The sequence below is a fragment of the Paenarthrobacter sp. A20 genome (assembly GCF_024168825.1).
In the GTDB taxonomy this organism is placed as follows: Bacteria; Actinomycetota; Actinomycetes; order Actinomycetales; family Micrococcaceae; genus Arthrobacter.
Genome location: NZ_JALJWH010000001.1, coordinates 3,314,662 through 3,339,725, shown reverse-complemented (window position 1 = coordinate 3,339,725; position 25,064 = coordinate 3,314,662). Strand labels below are relative to the sequence as shown.

Sequence of the window (25,064 nt, the reverse complement as noted above, 5' to 3'; positions counted from 1 at the left end):
TGGTCAGTCATGAGGGTTTCGGCTGACAACCACCTTCAGGGCCCCTGTTTCCGCCGCCCGCGAGAACGTGTCATAGGCATCCATGATCTGCTCCAACCCGAAATGATGCGTAGCGAACTTATCCGCAGGGAGCTTGTGTTGGGCCACCAGGCGAAGCAGCATCGGGGTGGTGTCGGTGTTGACCAGTCCCATGCTGATGTTGATGTTCTGGATCCACAGGTCCTGGAGGGGCAGTTGGACGGGTTTTCCGTGGACCCCGATGTTGGCTACGTGCCCGCCGGGGCGGACCAAGCGCAGGGCCATGTCAAAAGTCTCCGGTAATCCGACCGCTTCCATGGCCACGTCCACCCCGGCGCCATCAGTGAGGGCGAGAACGTCCGCAATCCATTCGGGGTTGCCGGGATTGACCGTGTGGGTGGCTCCGAAGTCGCGGGACTTGGTGAGCCGGCCCTCGTCTGGATCTATGGCCACCACCGTTGCCGCACCGTGGAGTCCGGCTGTTGCCATGGCCGCCAGTCCAATGGGTCCTGCCCCCACGATGGCCACGACGTCTCCCGGAGCCACGTGTCCGGCCTGGACTCCGATTTCGAAGGCCGTGGGCAGTATGTCGGAGAGCATGACGGCTTCGTCGTCGGTCACGCCGTGGGGCAGTTTGTGCAGGGAGTTCTCGGCATAGGGAACCCGAACGGATTCAGCCTGGGTTCCGTCGATGAGGTGGCCGAAGATCCAGCCGGTTCCAGCCTGTCCTTCATCACCCAGACAATGGGAAAACAGTCCCTTCCTGCAGTTGCCGCAGTGCCCGCAGGACTTGATACAGGAGATGATCACCCGGTCCCCCCGGCGGAGTGAACTCACTGAACTCCCAACATCGGATACGGTCCCTACCCCTTCGTGCCCGAGGATGCGCCCTGGCTGGACCGCTGGGACATCTCCTTTGAGGATGTGCAGATCAGTACCGCAAATGGTGGTGGTGTCGATGCGAACGATTGCGTCGGTGGGGTGCAGGATGACCGGATCCGGAACGTCTGTCCAGGACTTTTCGCCGGGGCCACCGTAGACGAGTGCCTTCATTGTGTTGCTCCGTCCTTGTTATGCCTGGCTGAAACACCGGGCGCGTGCGCTGGTGCGTGCGCTAGTGGAAGTCGTCCAGACGGGCGTCGTTCAAGGGAGTCCCCCAGAGATCTGGGCGTTTGGTCTTGAACCGCCGCCCAGTGACCGCCTCCGGAGTCAGCCTCAGGTAGCAGTCCTTGATGCCTGGTTGCCAGGGATCCAGGCCCAGGGCGTCGACGTCGGCTCTTTCCTGCCGGTCGAGTATCAGGTGCGTCTGCCCTCGGACAACGACGCTCCATGCCTTTCCGCTGAAGGTCCGGTAGCCGTCACTTTCCAGAGCGCAAGGGGTTGTCAGTGTGCTCCAAAACTTGGTGCCCGCCCCGGTTCGGAACACGATGCTGTCGCCATCAAGCACATAGTTCACGGGAAAGATATCGGGATGTCCGTCTACCAGGACGGCCAAGCGGCCTACGTTCGTTTGCGCCAGCAGGTCCCAGCATTCGTCCGGTTCCAGACGTTCGACGCCGGCACTTGGCTTTGTTTTCATTCCAAACCCGCCCGGGTGGCGTCGTCGAGCGGACTCCACCACGTCAGCGGTGGGGTCACGTTGAAGCGGCGCCCGGTCAACGAGGTGGGAACGATCCGGACAAAATGATCCTTCCGCCCGGCCTGCCACGGGAAGAGCAGCAGACCGACAGTGTCCAGTACTTCCTGGGTCAGCTTGATGCTCTCTGCTTTTCCCTTGACCACCACGCTCCACGCGACTCCCGACTGTGGGTCAACTCCGTCAGCTTCCAGCGCTACCGGTGTGGCGCTGAGGGCTGCGTGGAGCTTACTCCCCTCACCGGTGCGGAAGACCAGCGTGCCGTGGTCTGCTTTGTAATTGATGGGAAAGATGTCTGGATGGTCCTGCGCCCAGACTGCAAGGCGGCCCACCGAGACACCGCGCAGCAGTTCCCAACACTGCTTGTTGTCCAGGATCTCAGCCTCCGGAACCGTGGGTTTGTTCGTCATGGTTAGACCGTAGGTCCGGCTGCGCGGGGACAACAGGGCCCAAAGGCCCACATGCACAATGTCCATGGTTGCCGCGCGGGCGCCAGAGTAGTCTGGCAACAGGGCGCCGTTCGGTCCCCTCACAGGATTTCCAGCATTCTTTGAAAGGAACCGGTGAACGACTCAGAAGCACCCGAGCCCCAGCCCAACGTTGTGCCTCGGATTCGGATTGAGGACCTCCTGAAGGACTTTGTTGGCCGCGCCGGAGAGCTTCTCCAGGCACAGGAAAGAACACGGGGCTTGCTCGAGGCGGTTGTGGCCGTGGCAGAAGACCTAAGCCTCGAAGCGGTGCTGGACCGCGTGGTGACCTCGGCATGTCGGCTGCTTCAGGCGCGCTATGGCGCCTTGGGTGTCATCGGGGAGGACAACGCTCTCAGTCATTTCATTACGGTAGGTATAGACGGCGAGCTCGCCCGACGCATCGGCCCTCTCCCTACTGGACACGGTGTCCTCGGACTGCTCATCACGGAGCCGACGCCGCTGCGCCTCCATGACCTCGGCCACCATCCGAAAGCCTACGGATTCCCGCAGCACCACCCTCCCATGAAGTCGTTCCTCGGAGTCCCGGTGCGGGTACGGGATGTGGTATTCGGGAACCTCTACCTGACCGAAAAAGAAGGCGGCGGAGACTTTACGCCAGAGGATGAGGACCTTGCCGTGGCGTTGGCCGCGGCGGCCGGCGTGGCAATCGAGAACGCCCGGCTGTATGAAGATGCCCGCCGCCGCGCCTCTTGGCTTGAAGCCTGCATGGACGTTACGGGAACAATGCTCGGCGCAGACCAACTGGGGCAGGCCGAGAACTCGGCATTGGACCTGATCGCGGCGAGGGCCCTCCGGGAATCGGGTTCCCATCTGGCGTTGATCCTTGTTCCGTCTCCTCATGAGCCCTATGTAGTGGCGGGCACCGCTGGAGCCCGTGGCGCTGAATTCGCCGGCGCGTCGTTGGCGATGAAAGCCACTGAAGTGCAGGGCGTCGCAAGCACCGGAAAGCCCGCTTGCCTTGATGATTCCCAGGATCTCCTCGGTCTTGCCAGCGAGGGGGTGTCGGCCCGGCTGCTGATCATCGACCTCAGCGCCCAAGGAGCCCATCACGGTCTCTTGGTCCTTGCCCGCGATCCCGGTTCAGGCAATTTTTCAAAGACCGATGTGGAGATGGGGGCAGTCTTCGGTTCGCACGTGGCCCTCGCGCTGGCGCTGGAGCGGATTCACCGGCTCCGGGAACAAGTGATGGTGTTCTCCGACAGGGACAGGATCGCACGGGATCTCCATGACCTGGTCATACAACGGCTGTTTGCAGCTGGGCTGAGCCTCCAAAGCCTCCGGCGTTTCACGACCGGCGAGGCTGCCTTGAGCAGGATCGACTCTGTGACCGAAGAGCTGGACACAAGTATCCGCGATCTGCGCAACACCATCTATTCGCTGCAGGCCAGTACCCGTGAGCGGGAGCCGTTGAGCGGCCGCATCCTCCAGTCAATCCAGGCCGGTGCCAAGTCCCTGCCGTACGCGCCACATCTGACGCTGGCTGGCGCCGTTGACTTGGTGGACGATGAAGCCATCATCAAACACCTTCTGGCTGTCGTATCTGAAGGCCTCAGCAATGCCGTGCGCCACTCAGGGGCTCAATCCATCAGTGTTTCAGTTTCAGTGGCCGAAGGTTGGCTGACCTTGGAAGTGGTGGACGACGGATGCGGATTTGTCGATCCGGCCCCGGGAAACGGCCTGGCCAACATTGCTCTGCGCGCAAAGGAAATGAACGGGACCAGTTCCATCACCAGTGCGCCTGGAAACGGGACAGCAATGACATGGTCTGTCCCGCTGAGCTGATCCTTCAGCGCAGGGAACCGGCATCCTCTTCGGGTGCTTGAGCCATGAACACCGCCGCCTGGGTTCTGCGCTCAAACCCGAGTTTGGCCAGCAAGGATGAGACGTAGTTCTTAACCGTTTTCTCTGCCAAAAGCATTTCCTCGCCGATCTGGCGATTGGTCATGCCCTGACCAACATAGTCAAGGACACGGCGCTCTTGCGGCGTGAGGGAAGCTGTCCTGGGATCCTGCTTCTTCGGTGCAGTGAGGCCTTGGACGATTCTCGTCTTGACGGCTTCGTCGAACAACGACTCACCGTGGGCGGCTTTCCTTAAGGCGCCAAGCAGGTCCGTGCCCCCGATTTCCTTCAGGATGTAACCTGCAGCCCCGGCAAGAACAGCGGCGCGGAGGGCCTGCTCGTCGTCGTAGCTTGTCAAGATCAGGCAATTCAGGCCAGGGTCCACGGAGCGAACGTCCCGGCACACCTCGATTCCGGTGCCGTCGGGCAACCGTGCGTCCAGAACAGCGACGTCGGGACGCAACGCGGGAATCCGGCGCGTCGCTTCTTCCGCTGAACCGGACATGCCAACAACCACGAAACCTTCGCCTTCCAAAAGTTCCTGGAGGCCTCTGCGAACCAACTCATGGTCATCGAGGATGAAAACGCGGATTGGTTCTCCTGGGGAAACGCCGGTGGTTTGGCCGGCTGTTTCTGGGCGATCCATGATTCTCCTGTCCGGCGGCCGATGGCCGCAATATCGAGAGCTTTTTGTTGGCGGCTCTGCCAAATTCTTGCCGACTGCCTGCCCTGCCCACAAGGGCCCAAGGACCCTGCCGGCGCGTGTGACTTTTGGCCCTGTTGGGAATGTGCCTTTGTACCGACGCTGGAAGAACGGGAGACCCGAAACCGCTCGCAGAAGGTGGGCGGCCCCGGCATCGAACAAAATGAAGGAGTATCGATCCCCATGAAGAAATGGACGCGTTGGCAGGACTATACCGTGATCGCTGCCGGCGCATATGCAGCCCTGTCTGTTCTGTGGACCACGCAAACCGGGTCGTCGACGGCGATCATGGTCACGTTGGGCCTCTTGCTGGTCATTGGAGGCGTGGTGAACCTGGCGATGCCCGGCATGCCCGTCGCTGAGTGGGCCCAGGCAATAGTGGCAGTAGCCCTCCTCCTGGCTCCTTGGGTGGGTGGCTTCACCTCCGCAACCGGCGCAGCCTGGAGTGCCTGGATCCCAGGTGCGGTGGCTTTGGTGGTGACCGCTCTGGCGATCAGGCCAAGCACTGAGGAATACAGGCACCACCACGTGGCGTCCACGCCATAATCACCACACCACTGATTGGCGCCGCGCAACCGCGCGGCGCCAATGGCTTCATCGCAGTGAACAGCCCTCAACGGCCCGGCCTTTGTTCACCCCGTGGAGCCGTACCCTGCCCAAAGGATGGAGCATCGACATGGCCACCAAAAGTCCCGCAACTCTGCGCTTTCTTGGCGCCACGGACACCGTAACTGGCTCCCGCTACCTGGTGGACTTCCAAGGAACGCGAATCCTGGTGGACTGCGGACTGTTCCAAGGTTACAAACGGCTCCGCCTACGGAACAGGCAGCCTTTTCCTGTCTCCCCCGCATCCATTGATGCAGTCCTGCTGACGCATGCCCATTTGGACCATACAGGCTACGTTCCCAGGCTCGTGAGGGATGGTTTCAGGGGTCCCGTCCATGCCACACACGGGACCACTGAACTGTGCAAACTCCTGCTGCCTGACAGCGGACACCTGCAGGAGGAGGAAGCCAAGTACGCCGATCGCCGTGGATCGTCCATCCACACCCCTGCGCTGCCCCTCTATACAGCGGCAGACGCAGTGAAGTCGCTCAATAGTTTCCGCCCTGTTGAGTTCGACGAGCCCATGGACCTTGGCGACGGCGTCCAGGCCAGGTTCGTTCCGGCAGGTCACATCCTGGGGGCCGCGCAGCTTCACATCCGGGTGGGCGGAAACACTGTTCATTTCACCGGAGATCTGGGCCGCGACGACGACCCGCTGATGTACCCGCCCCGGGCGCTGGAGTCCGTTGACGTGCTTATCACGGAGTCCACCTATGGCAACCGGACCCATCCGTCCGGAAGTCCCGAAACCGAACTAGGCGAGGTAGTGTCCAGGGTGGCCAAGCGGAATGGCGTCATCCTCATCGCAGCATTCGCCGTCGGCCGCGCGGAAACACTCATGCTGCAGCTGGCGCGCCTGCGCCGAAAAGGCCTCATTCCCGATATTCCCGTCTATCTCAACAGCCCCATGGCAATTGATGCCTCCTACATGTACCAGCAGCACCCGGATGAACATCGGCTGGGCCCGGAAGAATTCAAGGACATGTACCACTTGGCCACCATGACCCGAACGGCGGACGATTCAAAGCTCCTCAATCTCCGAGGTGGTCCCATGATCATCATCTCCGCCAGCGGCATGCTGACCGGTGGACGGATACTGCATCACCTTGAGGCATACGGCAGCGATCCCAGGAACGCAGTCATCTTGAGCGGGTATCAGGCCGCCGGAACCAGGGGCGCTGCGTTGGCCGCCGGGTCACGAGAGCTGAGGGTCTATGGGCAAGACGTCCGGATCCGTGCAGAAGTAGTCCAACTCGAAGGATTCAGCGCCCATGCGGACTCGGACGCCATCATTCGTTGGATGCGGTCAGCACCCACCTCACCACGGATGACATATATCACTCATGGTGAACCGGAGGCATCCGAGGCACTCCGGCTTCGTATCAAGCATGAACTGGGGTGGAATGCCCGGGTTCCGGAGTATCAGGAGACCATCTCCGTAGCCACACCGGAATAAGGACTTCCGGCCCTAACCGGGCGGTATGAACCCGGTACAAACTGACAACAAGGCCCCGGCCGATATCCGGGAACCCATCAACGAAGAACGGGCCAAGCCATGAATGAAGCAATTGTCGTCGGTGTCAACGATTCACCCAGCAGCGAGGCTGCCATGGGGTGGGCCATGCGTCGAGCGGCCGCCCTGAAGCTGCCGGTACAGCTTGTCCATGCCGTGGATGACCGCTGGGCGTACGATTCTGTGGGCTATAACGAGTGGATCCGGGAATCCGGCATCAACTTTCTTGCTGCTGCCAAGGACCGTGCCGCAAAGATGGAACCCACCGTCAATGTCACCACCGACCTCGTCTCGGGTGGGGCCGGCTACGCTTTGGGCAAGAGGTCCAAAAAGGCCGCCATGGTGGTCATTGGTTCCGGCCATGGCTGGGCCGGAGGTTCCCTGACCGATCGTGCTTTACAGGTTGCCGCCGTCGCGCGTTGTCCCGTAGCAGTTATCGGTGAGCACGACATGACAAACCGCAAAGGGATTTTAGTCGGCGTGGACGGTTCTGAAGAGGCCACACAGGCCGTCGCGTTTGCCGCGGCAGAGGCCGACCGCCAGGGACAGGAGCTGACGGTTCTCCATGCCTTCCTCACACCGGAACCTCGGGTAACCCGCGGTGTACCGAACACCAACTACTTCGAGGTCATCACGGAAGAAGAGCGCGTCGTCCTGGCCGAAACTGTCGCCGGTTTGGCAGACAAGTACCCGGATCTGGTGGTACACCAAGTCCTCGACACCCACACGCGGCCCGCCGAAGCACTGCTCGCGGCCGGGGCCACAGCACAACTGCTGGTGGTAGGCAGCCGCGGCCGGGGCAGTTTCAAACGCCTCTTGTTGGGCTCGACAGCGCATGCGGTTCTCACCAAATTGCCGTGTCCCACGATTATCGCGCGGATCAGCCCGGTCAAGCACTCCGACTGAAAGTGACGATGACACCCCAAACTTAGGGCACTGAAAGTGCGGGCTTGCCGGTTCCCCCGGGCAAGCCCGCACTTTCGCGTCACAGCTAGGCGAGATAAACGTGCTTCCCTGTCATGATGGTGGGCTGGATACAGATGAAGAGGCCTCGGTCCCCACCGGCCCATGGTTCTGCCGTCATGTGGCCCCAAAGGCGCGTGAGTAACTCCCGGTCAACAACATGGGTTGAGGACCCGCTGACCAACACCGACCATCCTTCGCTTCGATCAGTCCTGGCATCGTCGATTTGGAAAGATGTCTGCATCCGGGCCGCCGGCCCACCAATCAGCCCTTCCAGCGAAGTGCGGAAGTAAATGGCGTGATCGTGAACCAGATAGTTGACAGGCAAGATCATCACCCTGCCGTGGTGGACGAAACCTATCCGCCCAGTGTCGTGCGAATGCAGCTTCTCCCAGCACTGCACCTCACTAAGGTCTTCGCTGACGTGACGGGCACCATCGATGCGTACAGGTTCTTGGCTGGGCACACTCATTTCATGCTTCCTTTTCGGGGGTGTGCACTACAAGAACGGGGCAATGTGCGTGGGCGACGCAGGCCGAACTGACCGATCCCATCAGTAGGCCGCCGAATCCGCCATGGCCGCGCCTGCCCACGACCACCATCTCAGCCCCGCGGCTTGCTTTGATCAGTCCTTGCCGGGGATGGCCCTGTTCCAGGTGCGAAGTGACGTTGTCCGGCACGTCAATGCCGAACGCCTTTTCGACTGACTCCTTGAGGACTTGCCCGGCTGCCTCCTCAAATCCCGTGATCCCCACGGCGAGATAGCCCTCATAGACCGGCGGAAAATCCCAGTAGGCCATCGCCTCGACTGCTGCCCCCAAGGGGACTGCCAAACGTTGGGCTTCGCGGAGCGCCTCGATGGACGGCTCCGAACCATCCACCCCCACAATAATCTTCCCCGGTGATCCGTCTTTGCTCATTCTTTTTCCTCCTGGCGCTTGTGGCTTTCCTTCCTGTCAGAATGCCGTGGTTGGCCATCATCGAACAGGGCCGAAGGTCACAGTGTCCGGAGACCCAAGTGCCCGATATCTTCGGTCCAGACCTCGATAGGGATGAGCAGGCGTACCCACCCCAGTTCCTGTAGGACCTTTGACTCTTGCTGCCGGATCACATCTGCATCACGCTCATTGCATGGCAAACACGATGAAGGCGTGGTGGGTGGGACGGCCAGGAAGCATTTCGACTCACCCGCTGGAGCAAGGGAGCAAGGTCGTACCGACACCTGACGAGGGCGAATTACTCGTTAAAGTCAACGTGTGTGGTGTCTGCCGCACGGACCTGCATCTGGCTGAAGGTGACCTTCCTCCGCGCCATTCCCGGATTGTTCCAGGTCATGAAGCTGTGGGAATCGTCGTGGAATCAGGCCCCGGCACTGGCAGGTTTGAAACCGGCGACAGGGTGGGCATCGCGTGGCTCGGCGGCACGTGCGGTGCTTGCCACTATTGCCAGCGCGGCGCCGAGAACCTGTGCAGCACACCGGTTTTCACTGGCTGGGACCGTGACGGCGGCTTCGCGGAAATGATGACAGTCAGGGAGGACTTTGCCTACGCCGTTCCTCCCCACTTCAGCGATGAGGAGGCGGCCCCGCTCCTTTGCTCCGGCATTATTGGCTACCGTGCCCTGAAACGGGCTGCCCTTCCCCCCGGCGGCCGCTTGGGCATCTACGGGTTCGGAGGCTCAGCCCACCTGACCGCGCAAATCGCAATCCATTCAGGCGCGTCGGTCTTCGTCATGACACGATCCGAGGAGGCGCAGGTTTTGGCCCGAAGCCTGGGTGCAGAATACGTCGGCGGTGCATTCGACGCTCCCCCGGTGAAGCTGGACTCAGCCATTCTCTTCGCACCGGTGGGTGAACTGGTACCTATCGCGATGAGGGCGTTGGACAGGGGCGGAACTCTGGCGGTGGCCGGCATCCACCTCTCCGACATCCCCTCGATGAACTATGCGGACGAGCTCTTCTACGAGAAGCAAGTCTGCAGCGTCACCGCCAACACGAGGGCTGACGGAACGGAATTGCTTTCCCTCGCAGCGGACATGCCATTGATTCCCACCACCACGGCATATCCCTTTGCCGCTGCCGATCAAGCCTTGGACGACCTCGCGAATGACAGAATCACTGGAGCCGCCGTGTTGAGGATTCCATGACGGGTCACCGTCACCGGGCTTGGACGTCAGGTTTTCTTTCTTTTCGCGAACCGTTTCTCGAGTTTTGCTTCCGCGTCCTCGCGGCGTTTGCCCATCCGAAACAACTGCTGAACCAGCGGATTCTGTGGGATTGAAGGAACCCGTCGGCGTTGCGGCTGACTGCCCTGATTGCCCGACCCTGGCTCGGCCGTCTCAGATGGGCGTTGAGGTCCGGGTTCCGATTTCCCAGAACTGCGTTCGATCTTCATTCGGCAACCCTGCGCATCTGCCCATGCGCAGGAACCCGGCTGCCTGCGGGTTTCGTGTCGGCTGGCGACATCGGCAAACAATGGTCTTGGACCAAGCCCATCCCCGCGCACTCACGGACACGAGAGATGCCCCGCACCGCGGAGTCCTTGTCTACGTACGAGCACGAGACTGCGAGTTCCCGTCCTTCGGAGTCCACCAGCCGGAACCTGACGTTGGCTTGGCCGTCAGTAAAAAGCTCAAAGATCCCAGTCATGGGTCCGCCCTTTCTGCACTTGCTGATCACGGCATCATCGGTCCCCCTATGCCTTCCATCAGGATGCCCGCTGACAGAGTTGGGTCGTAAGGGCCGGAAGTCCCGTTGCTTCTTGCCCGGTCCCGTTGCAGGACCTTGGACGCTGGAAGGCATGCCCCATGACGGCGGACCAATCTCCCCGCTATCCGAACAAGGCTTCCGCTTCCTTGAAGCGTGCCTCCGGAACGGTCTTGAGATCCCCCAAAGCCGACGCGAGGGGCACGTCCGTGATGTCGGTGCCTCTCAGGGAGACCATGGTCCCCCATTTCCTTTCAGAAGCGAGACCAACCGCAGCCATACCCAGGCGGGTGGCGAGGACCCTGTCGAAAGCCGTGGGTGCGCCCCCGCGCTGGATGTGTCCCAGAACGGTGGCCCTGGTTTCGATCCCGGTCATCTCCTGCACCAGCCCTTCCAACATTATTCCGATGCCACCGAGACGCGGCCGGCCGAAGGTATCAAGACCCCTTGGTGAATACGGTGCCTCCTGTCCCGTGGGTGCGAAAGCCTCTGCAACAACCACCAAAGGGGCCCTGCCGCGTTCATGGGCCGAACTGACCCAAACGGCTATTTGCTCCAAGGAAACCCTGTGCTCGGGTATCAGGATCGCGTGGGCGCCCGAGGCCATCCCTGCATGCAAGGCGATCCACCCTGCACTCCTTCCCATGACCTCAGCAATCATGCACCGATGATGGGACTCCCCGGTTGTTCGCAGGCGATCGATTGCCTCGGTAGCCGTTTGGACGGCAGTGTCGAATCCAAACGTGTAATCCGTAGCACCCAAGTCGTTGTCGATGGTCTTTGGTACACCAACAACGTTGACTCCCTGCTCTGACAAGATCCGGGCCGCCGCAAGGGTTCCCTCACCCCCAATGGCTATCAACCCGTCCACACCATGCCTGCGAAGTGATTGGCTCACGGCCCCAGATTCACCGTCCCGCAGGGGATTCGTCCGGGATGTCCCCAGCATCGTGCCCCCGAGACCGGAAATCCCCCGCACCGCAGACCTGGGCAGTGGTATGACATCGTCACCCAGGACACCTTTCCACCCATCGCGGAATCCAACGAACTCGAAGTCGTGGCTGATGGTCCCCCTGAGAACTGCCCCTCGGATGACAGCATTCAAACCCGGGCAGTCACCACCACTTGTGAGAATCCCCAAGCGCCTCATGACCGGCGCGCCTCCTGGCCAGGATCCAGCCTGAAGCTCCTGCTCTCCCCGGGTGCCAACATGACAGACCGCCCTTCCATCCGAAGAGAAACGGGAGCGGCATCGCCATGCGCGGACGATACCCGGATGCGCCCATCCTTGAGCTGGACCTTCAGCAAATGCCCCCTGTATTTCACGTGAAAGGCAACTGCGCGCAGTCCTCTGGGCATGCACGGCGTGAAAGACAAACCATCCCGCCCCAACTTCAGCCCGGCAAAGCTCCTCTGAATGACGTCTATGGAACCTGCCATGGCACCCAGGTGAATACCCGCTTTGGTTGTCCCATGCTGGGTGTCATCGAGATCTGCGTCCAACGCCTCCCGAAAGCTATCCCATGCCCTATCCGGGTCCACGGAAGCCAGGACAGAGGCGTGGGCGACGCGGCTCAGAGTGGAACCGTGAGCCGTCCTGGCCAGGTAGTACTCAATAGTCCGGTCCAGTTGCTCGTTGGACAAGGCGTAACCAAGTTTCGCCATGAACTCGCGGAGCCCCTCATGGCCCAGCAGATACGGCAACATCAACACGTCGGCCTGCTTCGCGAGTTTGTAGCGGTTGACGTCGTCGCCCTCCGCTTCAAGGATGAGATCCAGCCGCTCGATGTTCTCGTACACCTGGCGGTACTTGTCCCAGTCAAGTTCTTCCAGCGCGTCGTACCCATGAAACTGGCTGATGACACCATCGGCGTGGAACGGAACAAACATCCTCCGGGACACCCGCTTCCACAACGACACTTCGTCAGCCGTGATGCTCAAACGCTCCGTGAGATCAGCCAGCTCATGGCCCTTCAGCATCCCGTGAATCTCTGCGGCGCGCTCGCAGGTCCATGCCGCCATGACGTTGGTGTAGGCGTTGTCATCCAGGCCCGGATCAGGCTCCCCTGGACGGCGGGTGTGGTATTCATCCGGGCCTACGACGCCTTTCAGGTGGAAACGGTGATCGTGGTGGTCATACGCCGCCATGGCAGCAAAGAAGCGTGCCACCTCCACAACGAGTTCTGCTCCTTTGTACAGGAACCAAGCCTTGTCACCAGTGGCTTCAAAGTACTCCCAGACGTTGAAGGCAACCGCGAGCCCCACGTGCCGTTGCATCCTGGAATGGTCCGGCACCCAGCGCCCCGACCTGGCGTTGTAGAGCCAATGCGGAGTTTCTTCGCTGCCGTCGCTGCCGCTTTGCCACGGGAACATTGCTCCGGGCAAACCGAGCCTTGACGCCGCCTGCCTTGCTTCCGGGAGCCGCCGCCATCGGTATTCGATCAGTGCCCGGGCCACCTCGGGGGTTCTGGCAGTAAGTACGGGCAGGACGAAGAGCTCGTCCCAAAAGACGTGACCCCGATAGCCCTCGCCGTGCAGTCCCCTGGCCGGAACACCGGCGTCGAGCTCTGCCGTGTGATGCGTCAGGGTCTGCAGGAGGTGGAAAAGATGAAGGTTCAAGACCAATTGGACCTGGGTGGAGGAGTCGAGTTCCACGAGGAACGGCCGAAGGATCCGCCTCCACGCGGCCACATGGGAACTCAGCAGAGCTTCAAAGTTTGTGCCCGCCCTCGCAAGAACGGCCGAAGCGGCCGAACCCGCGGACGATATGGGCTTATCCCGGGATGTTACGACGGCGGCAACCTTGGTTAAGGCGGTTGCCGCACCATCAGTGCAAGCAACGTCAAAAGTGAGGAAGTGGAACGCCTTGACCCTTCCAGGCGACCCTGCATTGCCTGCAGCATCTGCATGGAAGGCAACGGCTACACGTATTTGGCTCTGGCTGGTTTCGGCTTCGACCAGAAGATCGCAGCTTGGGCCACCACGGCTTCCTGCCGTCTTGTCGCTCAAGTGGACGCGGCTTCCCATGGCCGGCTCCGGCAGGTTCGCATTCCTGATGCCAACATCGACCCCGCTCCGCACCGTGACTGTTCCGTTCCAGCCCAGCGGCGTCAAGAGAGTCTCGACAGCCAGCACGTGCGGCTCCGCCATGGAGACCAAGCGCCTTTCAGCGACGTCCAGACGCCGACCGTCCGGGGACTCCAGAAGATCATGACGAATCAACAGAGCCCGACCCATGTCCAAAGTCCGCCGCTCCTCCACCAAACGCAAGCCAGCCTCCGACCACCACGTGCCGTTCTCCAGGCAGAGGTCCAAGGGAAGGCAATCGGGTGCGTTGACCATGTGCTCGTCGATTACAGACTCCTCGCCCATCCTGGCGACCACCCTGTTGTAGACACCGGCCAGATACATGCCGGCATAGCGCGATTCCCGGCCGCCTTCGGAAACAGCCCCGCGAACACCCATATATCCGTTGCCCAACGTCGTGAGGGCTTCCCGGTGCCCCTCGTGTTCCGGCGCTGTCCCTTCGTAGGTGAGCTGCCAAGGATCACTCATGACCAGGCCCAGGTCCAGCTCGCCTACATCGTTGAGGACCACGTGCGCACCAGCTGCTTCGAGTTGTCGGCGGGTCCCCTGCCGGTCGATGCCCACCACAAGCCCGAATCCACCGCGACGCGCGGATGTCACCCCCGCCACTGAGTCTTCTATGACCACGGCGCGAGCCGGCGGGACCCCCAGGCGCCTGGCCGCCTCCAGGAATACATCCGGTTCAGGTTTGCCCGGGAGCCCCAATTTTGAGGCGACGGTACCGTCCAGCACCACCGCGAAAGTCTCTGCCATGCCGGCCGCGGCCAACACGGGAGTGGCGTTGCGGCTCGACGTCACCACCCCCGCCTTAACCCCTGCCGCCTGCAGACTGCCCAGCAGCTCCAGTGTTCCCGGGTATGCCTGAACGCCGTCCTTCTTTAGACGGGCGAGGTAAGCCTTGTTCTTCAGCGCCCCAAGCCCGTAAGCGGTCCAATCGCCGGTTGCATCGCTTGGTGCGCCGAGATCAACGACGACGCCCCGGGACGCCAGCAGGTTCATGAGCCCGACTTCGCGGGGCTTGCCGTCCACCAAGGACAAATAGTCGTTTGAAGTAAACGGCTGCACAGGTTTGACCTTCGGAAACCTGGGATCGCCCATAATCGCCTCGTACGCGTCGCGCCAAGCCAGCTGATGCACCATGGCAGTCCGGGTGACTACGCCATCCAGATCGAAGATGACCGCGTCATAAGGGGGTCTCGCCGCAGCCGCCGTGGGTGATCCCTTCATGGCTCTACACTGGGTCCGGCCGTTTGAGATGCTTTTCTGCAGCAGCTATCAAGGGGACCGTCCGGATGAAGGTATCGGGGTTCAGTGAAATCGAGTCAATGCCTTCACGGACAAGAAACTCCGCAAAATCCGGATGGTTGCTTGGACCTTGACCACAGATCCCTATCCGGATTCCTGCTGCATGCGCCTTCCCGATGACCTCCGAGATCATGGTGGTCACGGCTTCATCGCGTTCATCGAAGAGCCCTGCCAATTGTTCCGAATCACGGTCTACGCCGAGCACCAATTGGGTCAAATCATTGGAACCGATGGAGAACCCATCAAAACGGCGGGCGAATTGTTCCGCCAGCACCACGTTGGAAGGGATCTCACACATCATGTAGACGCGCAGCCCGTGCTCTCCACGCACAAGTCCGTTCTCCGACATCGCATTGAGCACCTTGTCCGCTTCATCCACTGTGCGGCAAAAGGGAACCATGACTATGACGTTTGAGAAGCCGATGACTTCACGTGCGCGTTTCACGGCCAGGCATTCCAACGCGAAAGCTTCACGGTAGTGCTTGTTGTAGTAGCGGGAAGCCCCCCGGAATCCCAGCATGGGGTTTTCTTCAGGGTGTTCGAAGAAGCTGCCGCCGATGAGATGTCCATACTCGTTGCTCTTGAAATCGCTGAGCCGGACAACCACTGGTTTCGGATGGAAAGGAGCAGCAATCTTGGCTATGCCTGTGGCAAGGACACTGACGAAATACTCCTCGGGGCTGGTGTAGCCCCTGGTCAGTTGTTCAATAACAGCTGATTCGGCGTCATCCATCACCAACTCGGGATGGATAAGGGCCATCGGATGAACACGGATCAAGTTGTTGATGATGAATTCCATCCTCGCCAGGCCGACTCCTGCAGCGGGAAGACGCCACCAGGTGAAAGCTGCGGCCGGGCTGGCGATGTTGACCATGATGTCCGTGCGCGTTTCGGAAAGGCTCCCGGTGTCCACCTCTTCTACTTCGAAGTCCAGCATCCCGTCATAGACGTGTCCCTCTTCTCCTTCGGCGCACGAGAGCGTGACAACTTCCCTACCTGCCAGCGCGTCAGTTGCGTCGCCAGTACCCACCACGGCGGGAACGCCTAGCTCACGGCTCACAATCGCCGCGTGACTGGTGGGTCCCCCGTGGTCAGTCACGATCCCAGCTGCCCGCTTCATCACGGGAACCCAGTCCGGGTCCGTCATCCGGGTTACCAAAATGGCCCCATCCACAAACGCCTCAATGTCCTTGGCATCGCGGATGATGCAGACGGGGCCTACGGCTATGGAATTCCCGACCGCTGCGCCGGACGCAAGGAGACGGCCATCCTGTCCCAGGTGATACATGCGGAAGAGCGTCCCGCTTTTTTGGGCCTGAACTGTTTCCGGTCGCGCCTGGACCATGAACAGCTCGCCTGTGACGCCGTCTTTGGCCCATTCCATGTCCATGGGACGTCCGTAGTGGTCTTCCACGGACACGGCCCACCGCGCGAGCTTGATGATGTCGATGTCCGGGAGAACAGTGGCACGTCGTTCTTTGTCGGTGGTTTCCACCATCGCCGTGGAGGCGGTCCCTCCCAAGCGGTACACCATCTTGCGCTCTTTGGATCCCACGGATCTCTCGATCACAGGCACCAGAGCGGGGTTATCAAGTAGCGGTTTGAACACTTGGTACTTGTCCGGGTTGATGGTGCCCTGGACAACGGTCTCGCCCAATCCCCAGGCCGCGCTGATGACGACGCTCTGTGGAAAGCCCGACTCAGTATCGATGGAGAACATCACCCCTGACGCTCCGATGTCGGATCTAACCATGCGCTGGACACCTATGGACAGTGCCACGTCCAAGTGCCCAAACCCTTTGATCTCCCGGTAGCTAATGGCGCGATCAGTGAAAAGCGAGACAAAACAGCGTCGGCAGGCATCCAGGAGTGCGCTCTCACCTGAGATATTCAGGAATGTTTCCTGTTGCCCGGCAAAACTGGCATCCGGCAGGTCCTCTGCCGTTGCGCTGCTGCGGACAGCTACCGCCAATCGCTCCTGCCCGGCCCGTTCGCCCAGGCGCCGATAGTTATGCCTGATGCCCTCAATAAGTCCGGACGGAAACTCGCCCGCCAACATTGCGTCGCGGATGGCATGCCCCGTCTCGCGAAGAGACAACCTGCCTGACCTAAGCTCACTCATGGAATGACTGATGACCGATTCGAGTCCGTTGGCAGCCAAGAACTTCCTGTACGCGCCGGACGTCGTAGCGAAGCCGTCGGGGACCTTCACCCCTGCTGAACGCAACGATGTGGTGAGTTCACCCAGTGACGCATTCTTACCGCCCACTTCGGGAACATCCCCCATTCCGATGTCCTCAAACCATGTGACATATGACTCTTCGATGGCTGGCTCCATGCCTTGATTCTGGGCGGCCCGGGCCAGCCCGGGCAGAGTCTTTGGTCCCGAACCTTGGTGTGACTTTCGGCCCTGTTTCCGCATTGCCGCACCACACATGCTGGGAGGGAAGGCAGGAGGCACACCATGGCACTTTCGGAGTTCGAACGGCTCGAACTGGACAACATTTCGCAGGGTCTTCTGGAGGAGGACCCCAGGCTGGCAGCACTCATGAGCCTGGAAGACCTCGATCGACGCCGCTGGAAGGGCATAAAGCGAGGCTGCCTTGCTGCGCTCGGCGGGCTCGGACTGCTGCTGGTGAGTTTCCCACTAGGCAGTTTGGCACTCGGTGTGGTGGGTTTCCTCGTGATGGGTGGGGGGACGTACTGGGCAACCCTTTTCATGGGTGACCGCCCTATGCGGTGGAGGCCGCGCACCCGGGAAAACGCCCACGAGAAGAACAAGGAACAGTCATGAAAGCACTCGTTGTCTATGATTCCGGCTTTGGCAACACCAAGTCGATCGCTGAGGCCATTGCCGCAGGCCTCAGCCCACTGAACGCGAAAGTCCTGCCGGCCGGTCAGGTGCGATCCGACGACATCTCGGCAGGTGACCTGTTGGTGGTCGGCAGCCCGATCAACGGTTGGCGCCCCACACAGAAAACCATGGAGGCTCTGGCCCGTCTTGGCAGCCGAGGGCTTTCCGGGGTGGTTGCTGCCGGCTTTGATACGAGGGTCAAGCTGTTCATCCATGGTGATGCCGCCAAGAAGATCACAAAGACCCTCAAAGAGGCCGGAGCCAGCATAGTGGCCGAGCCAATGGCCTTCTACGTCAAGGGAACTGAGGGTCCCTTGCTTGACGGACAGACGTCCCGCGCAGCTGCGTGGGGTGAAGAACTCTTGTCCATTGCCACAGCATATGGAATCCAGAGGAGTGCGTGATGGCAGGCTGGCTTGACCCGAGCAAGATCATTGTTGGCGTCGACGGCTCCGACGCATCGGTGGAAGCACTACGCCAGGGACAACGAATTGCGCTGGCCCTCAATGCACCGCTTGAAGCGTGGGGGTGCTGGGAGATGCCGCTGGGATACGAAGGATATCTGGCCATGGGCATAGATGGCTTCGCCCATGATGCCGAGGAACGACTCGATAAGGCACTGGTCGAGGCTTTCGGCACTGAGAAGCCCAGGAACGTCAGTTCCCGCCTTGTTCGGCAGTCTCCCCGTGCAGGGCTTGTTGAGGGCAGCAAACATGCATCACTTCTGGTGGTAGGCCGGCGCGGTCACGGTGGTTTTGGTGGACTTCTCCTCGGTTCGGTCAGTTCGGGCTGCGTTGCTCACGCGCACTGCCCCGTCCTGGTGGTCCACTCCCCGGAGAAGGGTCATTGAGATGACCACTGGGCAGATGTCCGTACCAGCAGCTCCAGTGCGACCGGCGGTCGGCGCGTCTGCCGTGATCGAAGCGGTAGGGCTAACAAAGACCCTACTGCCCTTCGGGACCGCATCTTCCGCGCAGTCGAGGGGTGCGACGTTCCTGCTCCTGATCTACGGGGTCCTGGCACTGTCCAACACCATGCTGTTCTCGGCTTTGTTCCCGGCTGCGGCCGGGGCCGCTGCCGCAGCCCTCGGCGTTGCCTCGCTGATCTCCAACCGGAAAGAACGCTAACCATGAAAAAACCAGGTCATGTTGTCCTCCTCATTGTCGGCATTGTTCTGTCTTTGGTCGGCTTCACGTTGGCCGCGGCAGGTGCGGTAGCGACATGGCTTGCCTCTTCCCAAAACGACGGATCATTCTTCACCTCCCCAACAGAGCGGTACACGGTTTCGTCCCGGGCATTGGTCTCCCCCCAACTCGATGCGGTGGGCGAGGGCACGCCCGAAAGGCTTCCCTTCGACGTCGGAACCCTCAGGCTCCGTGCCTCCGCGACGGAAGCCGGGCGTGAAGTCTTCATTGGCATTGCACCCCAGAACGAGGTGGACGCATACCTTGCAGGGGTGCACCACACTGAGTTGCGTGAAGTGAAGTTCCAACCCTTCCGGCCCGTTTACACGGACATTCCAGGATCATCCACCCCTGCAACGCCCGGTGCGCAACAGTTCTGGGCAGCCTCGGCCTCCGGAACGGGCGAGCAGGAACTCACGTGGAACATCGCCCCCGGTAATTGGACTGTGGTGGTGATGAACGCTGACGCCAGCGGTGGCGTCTCCGCAGATCTGCAGGCCGGTTTCCGTTCTGACCTCATGAGGCCTGCCGCAATGGGCCTGTTGTTCGCCGGCGTCCTGGCCATCCTTATCGGCGTTCCGCTGTTGGTGTTGGGCGCCGTAGGTCTGGGCCGTGGCGGAGGATCACCGGGGCAACCCCCTTCGACATCACCGGCAGCGCGAGGACCCGCACCGGTAAGCGCCCTTAACTCTCCGCTTCATTTCACCGGCCAGCTGGACGCCGCATTGTCGCCGTGGCTGTGGCTGGTGAAATGGTTCCTCGCCATCCCCCATTTCTTCGTGCTGTTTTTCCTCTGGTTCGCGTTCGCCGTCACCAGCATCATTGCTTGGTTCGCCATCCTTATTACTGGCCGCTACCCGCTGTCCCTCTTTCATTTCAATGTCGGCGTCCTCCGATGGAACTGGCGCGTGGCCTTCTATGCCTACGCCGCAGGCGGGACCGATCACTATCCTCCGTTCAGCCTCTCCCGGACGGACTACCCGGCGAACGTGGAGGTGGTTTATCCGGCCCGCCTCTCCCGGGGCCTGGTTCTTGTAAAGTCCTGGTTGCTGCTCATACCGCACCTGTTGATCGTGGGGGCGTTCACAGGAACGGCGACGTGGGCTTGGAGAACCGAGGACGGACCCGCCGGCGTGATCAACGATCGCGGCGGCGGACTGTCCTTGCTGGGTCTGCTGGTCCTCATCGCTTTGGTAATCCTGTTGTTTACCGGCAGCTACCCGCGACCCCTGTTCGCCTTCATCATGGGCATCAACCGATGGGTGTACCGCGTGCTCATCTACGGAGCCCTGCTGCGCGACGAATATCCGCCGTTCCGTCTGGATCAGGGTGCCTTCGATCCCGAGCAACTGCAGCCCCCAAACGCTGACGGAAGGGCCGGCCTGCAGTGAATGACGACGAGCCAGCAGTAACCCCCGACGTCGGCGTGTCGGTGTAGTTGCTTCCGTTGCGGTAGCTGCGGACAACGTTTTCGACACACCATCATTTAGGAGGAACCATGACTCGAGGGATGCTTCTGACCGTGCAGGCATTGGTCGCGTTGACATCGATTGCCGGCGGCTTGGTCATGGCCATCGGATCGTGGCCGGGAGTGGACAAGAGCGTTTTGCCGCCGGAAATCCAGCTACCGGTCGAATACCTGGACGGGTCACCCTTCAGCAGCTACCTGGTCCCGGGGCTTCTGCTGGCCGTCATCGTCGGGGGCTCACACACGGTGGCCTTCGTCCTGCTCTTCCGTCGACGTGGATTGGCATCCATGGCGGCCGCCACGGCGGGATATTCCATCCTCGTGTGGATCTTCGTCCAAATGGCCCTGATCCCGTTCAGCGCCCTGCAGGCGGCCTACTTCGGAGCGGGTTTGGCGGAAGTAGGTTTGCTCCTGCTTTTGCTTGGAGTAGCCTCGCCACACCCGGCCACAGACACTGGGTTGCAGGCTGGGCCTTTGGGCCCTGTTGGGGACCGAAAAGCGGCCGTAGGATCTCCGCATGAGCGACAAAAACATAGTGCCTGAGGCAGAAGTACTTGAAACGGAAGATTGCTGGAGGCTCCTCGGCGAGGCCAACGTTGGACGACTTTCTGTGATCGTCAACGGCCACCCTGATATCTTTCCCGTGAACTTCGCCGTGGATAACAACACTGTGGTTTTCAGGACCGGGCCGGGAACCAAACAGTGGGCCATGGAGGATGACGCCGTGGTAGCAATCGAAGCGGACTCCGTGAGCGCCGAGTTCGGTATCGCCTGGAGCGTTGTGGCGAAAGGCGGCGTTGAAGAAGCAGGATCGGAGGGCCCCCGTCTTGACGAAATCAGGCGTGCCCTCTTCCCGTGGCAGGGAGTGGGCCAGGACCACCTCTTCAGGATCGTTCCGGATTCAGTAACCGGGAGACGATTCGACCTTTCAGCGCCGATGTCGCTTCGGACTCCACTCAACGACGCAACACGGGCCGGCCTGGAATAGTCCGGTGCGCCCTTGAAGAATCAGGTGGCACCTCCTCGCACCGGAACAGTCCTGTCAGCAGACCGGCTCGTCAAGAGATTCGGTGACCTGACCGCCGTCGACGACGTCTCCTTCATCATCCGCCCCGGCGAGACTTACGGCCTCCTGGGCCCGAACGGTGCCGGAAAGACCACCATTATCTCCATGGTCGCCGGCCTGATCCCCGCCGATTCCGGGTCAGTAGACGTGGCCGGCACCCGGATGGACCCTGCGGGAACTGCGGCAAAGCGCCATCTTGGTTTGGTACCGCAGGAGCTCGCCATTTATCCGGATCTGTCGGCCCGCGAAAACCTGAACTTCTTCGGCAGGCTCCAAGGACTGGGGCGGAAAGAACTGGCCTCCAGGGTGGACTCAGTCCTGGATCTCCTTGGGCTGGCCGAACGTGCGGGTGAGCAAACCAAAAAGTACTCCGGTGGAATGAAACGTCGTTTGAACATTGGTATCGGTCTGCTGCACCGCCCCCGATTGCTGATCCTCGACGAACCGACGGTTGGTGTCGACCCGCAGTCCCGCAACTCAATTCTTGAGGCGGTGGGAAACCTGTCATCGGAGGGTACGGCTGTCCTTTACACGACCCACTACATGGAAGAGGCCGAGCGCCTCTGTGATCGGATTGCCATTCTTGATCAGGGCCGGGTCCAGGCCGAAGGAACCAGGGACGAACTCATCACGCTAACCGGTGGACTGGACCAGATCACCCTTGTGGGGACCGGACGGCTCACGGCGGCGGCTGAAGCACTCCGGTCACTCGACGGCGTTCATCGCGTCACCGATTCAGGGGAAATCGGGTTGATGCTCACCGTTACGGACGGGGCCGCCCTGCTTGCAGGGATTGTCACCACTGCCGCCCGCTCAGGAATGACCATGGCTTCGGTCGCCGTGACGCGACCGGACCTCGAATCGGTTTTCCTGCATTTGACCGGCAAAGCGCTCAGGGACTGACCATGCGAGCGCTCTGGACCATGGTCGGCAATGATTTTCGTCAACGCCGGAGGGATAAGTCAGTGCTCATCTTCTCACTCATCGTCCCGTTGGCACTGATGGGCGTGCTGAGCCTGGCTTTTGGCCGACTGGGTACCGGCAGCGTCGACCTGCAACCAGCCACGGTCGTAGTGAGCGTCGAAGACTCCGGCCCGCTCGGAGCTGCGCTGCTGGATTCACTGGGGTCCACAGAAGCCATGAAGGTCACTGTCCGTGAGGTGTCACCAGATGCCGTGAGCTCGGAAACCCGCACGTCGGGCGCCGCCCTGGGACTGGTCATCCCGGCCGGTTTCAGTTCCGCACTGGCTACCGGGCAGCCATCCACCCTCCAACTGATCGAAGGCAGCGGCTCAGTCCTCGAGACGAGTGTCCTGATCTCAATCGTGACTGGAATCGTGGAGCGGTTCACTGCCGCGTCGGTAACGGAGACGGCTGCGGGACTAGGTGGGATCTCCCCTGATATGGCAGCGGGCATTGGGCGTATCGCGGTGTCCGGCGAACCAATCCTCCATGTAAGGGAAGGAGTTGCCGCAACGGGTCAGTTGTCACTTCGGGCCGGCCTGGTGGCCGGTCAAACGGGTTTGTTCCTCTTGTTCACAGTAGGGTTTGGTGTCCTTGGACTGTTGGCGGAAAAGGAGCAGGGAACCCTCGGCCGGATCAGGTCCACAGCTGTGCCGCAGTGGACCGTCGTTGCCGCCAAAGCTGTTGTTGGTTTCTCTCTGGGAGTCGCCGCCAGTGCCGTGCTGCTTGCCAGCGGCACGCTCCTTTTCGGCGTTGACTTCGGGTCCCCCGCCGTTGTGGTCTTGCTGGTCCTCGCCGCAGCGGCCGCAGCCACCAGCTTGACCTTCATCGTGGCCAAGGTGGTTCGGTCAGCCGAGCAGGCCAATGTGGCGCAATCCATAATTGCCATGGTGTTGGGTATCGCGGGAGGCGCCTTCTTTCCCATCCAGGCGTCAGGATTCATGGCGGTCCTCATGGACCTGAACCCGGTGGGAGCCTTCATCCGGGGCTTGGGAATCTCGGCCGGTGGCGGCGGCGTCGCAGAAGTCGCCGTGCCCTTGATGACGATGTGGGGATTCGCGGCCGCATGCGTCCTCACGGCCCGCTTCCTGCCGGACCGGGGCGCCAAGACGTGAAAGTGATCTTCGCCATCGCCGGCGTGGAAGTGCGGCGCTTCCTGCGGGACCGATCCAACATCTTCTTCGTCTTCATCTTCCCGCTCCTGTTGATTCTGTTGTTGGGCACCCAGTTCGGCTCCAGCAACAGCGAAACCCGGGTTGCATTGGGCGGTGGTTCCGGCACGGTTCTGGAATCGTCGATATCAGAACAGTTGGAAGCCGACGGCATGCAGGTGGAATCCGGTACTGCGCAAGTGGTGCGCGAACAACTGGGGCGCGGAAGGGCCGACGTCGGGGTCATCATCAGCCCCGAAGCGGCAGCCGCGTTCAATGACGGACGCGTAGCGGATCTGGAAATTCTGACGGCATCGCAGGCTTCGGCCCAAGCGGCATTGCAGGAGGTCAAGGGCTCCCTGATGGCCATCAGCGTGCGGCACAGCCAGCGCGCCGCCTTGGAACAGGCAGGCCTGCCGGCAGAGGCCGCGGCATCCGCCTTGGCCCAGGCGAAAGAAGCTGTTCAGGCACCCCGGGTAGACATTGTGGACACCGACAACACCTCCCAGGAGTTCCGCGGACTCGGAGTCTTCGATCTTGGGGCGGTACAGCAACTGCTGCTGTTCATCTTTCTCAGTTCCCTCACCGGTGCCGCCACGCTGATCCAGGCCCGCCGGTTCGGCGTCATCCCGCGCACCATGGCAGCACCTGTGACCAGCGGTCAGACGATCATCGGCCAGGCAGCAGGAAGGTTTGGGATCGCCTCGGTTCAAGGTGCATACATCCTGGTTGGTACGGCTCTGCTCTTCGGCGTCGATTGGGGCAACCTCTGGCTCACCGCACTGGTACTTCTGGCCTTCAGCGCGGTAGCGGCCGCAGCGGCCATGATCATCGGCTCGCTCTTGGATCACGACGGCGCCGCAACAGGGATCGGCATAGGCGCAGGTCTCGTACTGGCTGGTCTGGGCGGCTGCATGGTGCCTCCGGAGTTCTTCGCCGAACCACTCCAATCAATATCGTGGCTCACCCCTCACCGGTGGGCATATGACGCCCTGGCCGCCATCCAGCGGCGGGACGCCTCCTTCTCCGACATCCTGCCTGGCCTGGGCGTTCTGGCAGGGATGGCCGCGGTTCTCCTCTTTTGTGGTGCATGGTTCCTCCGGCGCAGCCTCCGAAGGGCGCTATGACCACGGTCCTGCCCGCGGATGCTGTTGCCTTCTTCAACGGATCCCCTCAAGGTCTCGCGATCTGTGAGGCCGTCTTTGCCATCGCCGGTGGACTCGGTGATTTTCAGGTCCACGTCTCCAAGAGCCAGGTCGCCCTACGGCGGCATCGTGGGTTTGCCTACTTGTGGCGACCGCACAAGTACGTCCATTCGGGGGTACCGGCCGTGTTGTCGTTGGCGTTGCCCTATAAGCTCGACTCCCCAAGGTTCAAAGAAATAGCTCATCCTGCTCCTTCCGTGTGGATGCATCACGTGGAACTCCACAACCCCGCCTTGGTCGACGCCGAGGTTGCGAAGTGGATCAAGGAGGCCTTTGAGACGGCATAGTTGCCACGAACCGAACGTTTG

26 protein-coding genes are annotated in these 25,064 nt (G+C 61.2%); 16 read left to right on the top strand and 10 right to left on the bottom strand.

Annotated features, from left to right (window positions below):
• Window positions 1-3: 3 nt before the first annotated feature.
• The 3 genes from J3D46_RS15415 to J3D46_RS15405 form a co-directional block, all read right to left on the bottom strand.
• Complete coding sequence (locus J3D46_RS15415) at window positions 4-1,071, bottom strand: zinc-dependent alcohol dehydrogenase family protein (RefSeq protein ID WP_253468086.1); 1,068 nt, start codon at window positions 1,069-1,071, stop codon at window positions 4-6.
• A gap of 61 nt (window positions 1,072-1,132) precedes the next feature.
• Window positions 1,133-1,597 (bottom strand): pyridoxamine 5'-phosphate oxidase family protein, encoded by a 465-nt coding sequence (locus J3D46_RS15410; RefSeq protein ID WP_253468085.1) that lies wholly within the window; start codon window positions 1,595-1,597, stop codon window positions 1,133-1,135.
• On the bottom strand, window positions 1,594-2,064 hold the full coding sequence (locus J3D46_RS15405; RefSeq protein ID WP_231340222.1) for a pyridoxamine 5'-phosphate oxidase family protein: 471 nt from the start codon (window positions 2,062-2,064) through the stop codon (window positions 1,594-1,596). Before J3D46_RS15405 ends, J3D46_RS15410 begins: the two co-directional genes overlap by 4 nt.
• A gap of 153 nt (window positions 2,065-2,217) precedes the next feature.
• On the opposite strand from J3D46_RS15405, the gene J3D46_RS15400 reads away from it, so the two are divergent.
• Entirely contained in the window at window positions 2,218-3,927 is a 1,710-nt protein-coding gene (locus J3D46_RS15400; protein WP_253468084.1) for a GAF domain-containing protein, read from the top strand.
• 4 nt (window positions 3,928-3,931) lie between these two features.
• Here J3D46_RS15400 and J3D46_RS15395 read toward each other — a convergent pair whose 3' ends face one another.
• Entirely contained in the window at window positions 3,932-4,630 is a 699-nt protein-coding gene (locus J3D46_RS15395; RefSeq protein ID WP_231340224.1) for a response regulator transcription factor, read from the bottom strand.
• 240 nt (window positions 4,631-4,870) lie between these two features.
• Here J3D46_RS15395 and J3D46_RS15390 point away from each other — a divergent pair, with 240 nt between their 5' ends.
• From J3D46_RS15390 to J3D46_RS15380, 3 genes are all read left to right on the top strand, one after another.
• The gene (locus tag J3D46_RS15390; RefSeq protein WP_231340225.1) at window positions 4,871-5,233 is read left to right on the top strand and encodes an SPW repeat protein; all 363 of its coding nucleotides are present in this window, start codon (window positions 4,871-4,873) and stop codon (window positions 5,231-5,233) included.
• A 130-nt stretch (window positions 5,234-5,363) separates the two neighbouring features.
• Complete coding sequence (locus tag J3D46_RS15385; protein WP_231343482.1) at window positions 5,364-6,749, top strand: MBL fold metallo-hydrolase RNA specificity domain-containing protein; 1,386 nt, start codon at window positions 5,364-5,366, stop codon at window positions 6,747-6,749.
• A 99-nt stretch (window positions 6,750-6,848) separates the two neighbouring features.
• Window positions 6,849-7,712, top strand: a complete 864-nt coding sequence (locus J3D46_RS15380) for a universal stress protein (RefSeq protein ID WP_253468083.1) — start codon at window positions 6,849-6,851, stop codon at window positions 7,710-7,712.
• Between the two features lie 85 nt (window positions 7,713-7,797).
• On the opposite strand, the gene J3D46_RS15375 is transcribed toward J3D46_RS15380, so the two are convergent.
• Window positions 7,798-8,241 (bottom strand): pyridoxamine 5'-phosphate oxidase family protein, encoded by a 444-nt coding sequence (locus J3D46_RS15375; RefSeq protein ID WP_231340643.1) that lies wholly within the window; start codon window positions 8,239-8,241, stop codon window positions 7,798-7,800.
• A gap of 1 nt (window position 8,242) precedes the next feature.
• Entirely contained in the window at window positions 8,243-8,689 is a 447-nt protein-coding gene (locus tag J3D46_RS15370) for a universal stress protein (protein ID WP_231340644.1), read from the bottom strand.
• A gap of 211 nt (window positions 8,690-8,900) precedes the next feature.
• Here J3D46_RS15370 and J3D46_RS15365 point away from each other — a divergent pair, with 211 nt between their 5' ends.
• Window positions 8,901-9,914 (top strand): zinc-dependent alcohol dehydrogenase family protein, encoded by a 1,014-nt coding sequence (locus tag J3D46_RS15365; protein ID WP_253468082.1) that lies wholly within the window; start codon window positions 8,901-8,903, stop codon window positions 9,912-9,914.
• Window positions 9,915-10,158: 244 nt separating this feature from the next.
• Here J3D46_RS15365 and J3D46_RS15360 read toward each other — a convergent pair whose 3' ends face one another.
• From J3D46_RS15360 to ppsA, 4 genes are all read right to left on the bottom strand, one after another.
• Window positions 10,159-10,416, bottom strand: coding sequence for a YegP family protein (locus J3D46_RS15360; protein WP_231340646.1), 258 nt, complete (start codon window positions 10,414-10,416; stop codon window positions 10,159-10,161).
• Between the two features lie 181 nt (window positions 10,417-10,597).
• Window positions 10,598-11,623, bottom strand: coding sequence for a 6-phosphofructokinase (locus tag J3D46_RS15355; RefSeq protein WP_253468081.1), 1,026 nt, complete (start codon window positions 11,621-11,623; stop codon window positions 10,598-10,600).
• Window positions 11,620-14,787 (bottom strand): HAD-IA family hydrolase, encoded by a 3,168-nt coding sequence (locus J3D46_RS15350; protein ID WP_253468080.1) that lies wholly within the window; start codon window positions 14,785-14,787, stop codon window positions 11,620-11,622. The genes J3D46_RS15355 and J3D46_RS15350 overlap by 4 nt, the downstream gene beginning before the upstream one ends.
• Before the next feature lie 4 nt (window positions 14,788-14,791).
• On the bottom strand, window positions 14,792-17,203 hold the full coding sequence (ppsA, locus tag J3D46_RS15345) for a phosphoenolpyruvate synthase (protein WP_253468078.1): 2,412 nt from the start codon (window positions 17,201-17,203) through the stop codon (window positions 14,792-14,794).
• A gap of 126 nt (window positions 17,204-17,329) precedes the next feature.
• On the opposite strand from ppsA, the gene J3D46_RS15340 reads away from it, so the two are divergent.
• From J3D46_RS15340 to J3D46_RS15290, 11 genes are all read left to right on the top strand, one after another.
• Window positions 17,330-17,659, top strand: coding sequence for a DUF3040 domain-containing protein (locus J3D46_RS15340; protein ID WP_231340650.1), 330 nt, complete (start codon window positions 17,330-17,332; stop codon window positions 17,657-17,659).
• Complete coding sequence (locus tag J3D46_RS15335; RefSeq protein ID WP_231340651.1) at window positions 17,656-18,123, top strand: flavodoxin domain-containing protein; 468 nt, start codon at window positions 17,656-17,658, stop codon at window positions 18,121-18,123. Before J3D46_RS15340 ends, J3D46_RS15335 begins: the two co-directional genes overlap by 4 nt.
• The gene (locus tag J3D46_RS15330; protein WP_253468076.1) at window positions 18,123-18,569 is read left to right on the top strand and encodes a universal stress protein; all 447 of its coding nucleotides are present in this window, start codon (window positions 18,123-18,125) and stop codon (window positions 18,567-18,569) included. Before J3D46_RS15335 ends, J3D46_RS15330 begins: the two co-directional genes overlap by 1 nt.
• A 1-nt stretch (window position 18,570) precedes the next feature.
• A complete protein-coding gene (locus J3D46_RS15325; RefSeq protein ID WP_231340653.1) occupies window positions 18,571-18,846 on the top strand; it encodes a hypothetical protein in 276 nt (91 codons plus the stop codon).
• A 2-nt stretch (window positions 18,847-18,848) separates the two neighbouring features.
• Window positions 18,849-20,294, top strand: coding sequence for a DUF4389 domain-containing protein (locus J3D46_RS15320; RefSeq protein ID WP_253468074.1), 1,446 nt, complete (start codon window positions 18,849-18,851; stop codon window positions 20,292-20,294).
• Window positions 20,295-20,401: 107 nt separating this feature from the next.
• Entirely contained in the window at window positions 20,402-20,914 is a 513-nt protein-coding gene (locus J3D46_RS15315; protein ID WP_231340655.1) for a hypothetical protein, read from the top strand.
• Window positions 20,889-21,359 carry a pyridoxamine 5'-phosphate oxidase family protein gene (locus J3D46_RS15310; RefSeq protein ID WP_253468072.1) on the top strand — a complete coding sequence of 157 codons (471 nt, stop codon included), beginning with the start codon at window positions 20,889-20,891 and terminating at the stop codon, window positions 21,357-21,359. Before J3D46_RS15315 ends, J3D46_RS15310 begins: the two co-directional genes overlap by 26 nt.
• A 12-nt stretch (window positions 21,360-21,371) precedes the next feature.
• Complete coding sequence (locus J3D46_RS15305) at window positions 21,372-22,340, top strand: ABC transporter ATP-binding protein (protein ID WP_253468070.1); 969 nt, start codon at window positions 21,372-21,374, stop codon at window positions 22,338-22,340.
• A 2-nt stretch (window positions 22,341-22,342) separates the two neighbouring features.
• Window positions 22,343-23,515, top strand: coding sequence for an ABC transporter permease (locus J3D46_RS15300; RefSeq protein WP_256491430.1), 1,173 nt, complete (start codon window positions 22,343-22,345; stop codon window positions 23,513-23,515).
• The gene (locus tag J3D46_RS15295; protein ID WP_253468066.1) at window positions 23,512-24,678 is read left to right on the top strand and encodes an ABC transporter permease; all 1,167 of its coding nucleotides are present in this window, start codon (window positions 23,512-23,514) and stop codon (window positions 24,676-24,678) included. Before J3D46_RS15300 ends, J3D46_RS15295 begins: the two co-directional genes overlap by 4 nt.
• Entirely contained in the window at window positions 24,675-25,043 is a 369-nt protein-coding gene (locus tag J3D46_RS15290) for a DUF5655 domain-containing protein (protein WP_253468064.1), read from the top strand. The genes J3D46_RS15295 and J3D46_RS15290 overlap by 4 nt, the downstream gene beginning before the upstream one ends.
• Window positions 25,044-25,064: the final 21 nt, after the last annotated feature.

Bases quoted from the DNA above. Each gene is read 5' to 3' on its own strand.
- J3D46_RS15315 (WP_231340655.1), top strand. From the start codon at position 20,402: ATGACTCGAGGGATGCTTCTGACCGTGCAGGCATTGGTCGCGTTGACA.
- J3D46_RS15335 (WP_231340651.1), top strand. From the start codon at position 17,656: ATGAAAGCACTCGTTGTCTATGATTCCGGCTTTGGCAACACCAAGTCG.
- J3D46_RS15325 (WP_231340653.1), top strand. From the start codon at position 18,571: ATGACCACTGGGCAGATGTCCGTACCAGCAGCTCCAGTGCGACCGGCG.
- J3D46_RS15405 (WP_231340222.1), bottom strand. From the start codon at position 2,064: ATGACGAACAAACCCACGGTTCCGGAGGCTGAGATCCTGGACAACAAG.
- J3D46_RS15360 (WP_231340646.1), bottom strand. From the start codon at position 10,416: ATGACTGGGATCTTTGAGCTTTTTACTGACGGCCAAGCCAACGTCAGG.
- J3D46_RS15300 (WP_256491430.1), top strand. From the start codon at position 22,343: ATGCGAGCGCTCTGGACCATGGTCGGCAATGATTTTCGTCAACGCCGG.
- J3D46_RS15390 (WP_231340225.1), top strand. From the start codon at position 4,871: ATGAAGAAATGGACGCGTTGGCAGGACTATACCGTGATCGCTGCCGGC.
- J3D46_RS15310 (WP_253468072.1), top strand. From the start codon at position 20,889: ATGAGCGACAAAAACATAGTGCCTGAGGCAGAAGTACTTGAAACGGAA.
- ppsA (WP_253468078.1), bottom strand. From the start codon at position 17,203: ATGGAGCCAGCCATCGAAGAGTCATATGTCACATGGTTTGAGGACATC.
- J3D46_RS15365 (WP_253468082.1), top strand. From the start codon at position 8,901: ATGGCAAACACGATGAAGGCGTGGTGGGTGGGACGGCCAGGAAGCATT.
- J3D46_RS15320 (WP_253468074.1), top strand. From the start codon at position 18,849: ATGAAAAAACCAGGTCATGTTGTCCTCCTCATTGTCGGCATTGTTCTG.
- J3D46_RS15330 (WP_253468076.1), top strand. From the start codon at position 18,123: ATGGCAGGCTGGCTTGACCCGAGCAAGATCATTGTTGGCGTCGACGGC.
- J3D46_RS15355 (WP_253468081.1), bottom strand. From the start codon at position 11,623: ATGAGGCGCTTGGGGATTCTCACAAGTGGTGGTGACTGCCCGGGTTTG.
- J3D46_RS15380 (WP_253468083.1), top strand. From the start codon at position 6,849: ATGAATGAAGCAATTGTCGTCGGTGTCAACGATTCACCCAGCAGCGAG.
- J3D46_RS15370 (WP_231340644.1), bottom strand. From the start codon at position 8,689: ATGAGCAAAGACGGATCACCGGGGAAGATTATTGTGGGGGTGGATGGT.
- J3D46_RS15350 (WP_253468080.1), bottom strand. From the start codon at position 14,787: ATGAAGGGATCACCCACGGCGGCTGCGGCGAGACCCCCTTATGACGCG.
- J3D46_RS15395 (WP_231340224.1), bottom strand. From the start codon at position 4,630: ATGGATCGCCCAGAAACAGCCGGCCAAACCACCGGCGTTTCCCCAGGA.
- J3D46_RS15415 (WP_253468086.1), bottom strand. From the start codon at position 1,071: ATGAAGGCACTCGTCTACGGTGGCCCCGGCGAAAAGTCCTGGACAGAC.
- J3D46_RS15385 (WP_231343482.1), top strand. From the start codon at position 5,364: ATGGCCACCAAAAGTCCCGCAACTCTGCGCTTTCTTGGCGCCACGGAC.
- J3D46_RS15340 (WP_231340650.1), top strand. From the start codon at position 17,330: ATGGCACTTTCGGAGTTCGAACGGCTCGAACTGGACAACATTTCGCAG.
- J3D46_RS15290 (WP_253468064.1), top strand. From the start codon at position 24,675: ATGACCACGGTCCTGCCCGCGGATGCTGTTGCCTTCTTCAACGGATCC.
- J3D46_RS15375 (WP_231340643.1), bottom strand. From the start codon at position 8,241: ATGAGTGTGCCCAGCCAAGAACCTGTACGCATCGATGGTGCCCGTCAC.
- J3D46_RS15410 (WP_253468085.1), bottom strand. From the start codon at position 1,597: ATGAAAACAAAGCCAAGTGCCGGCGTCGAACGTCTGGAACCGGACGAA.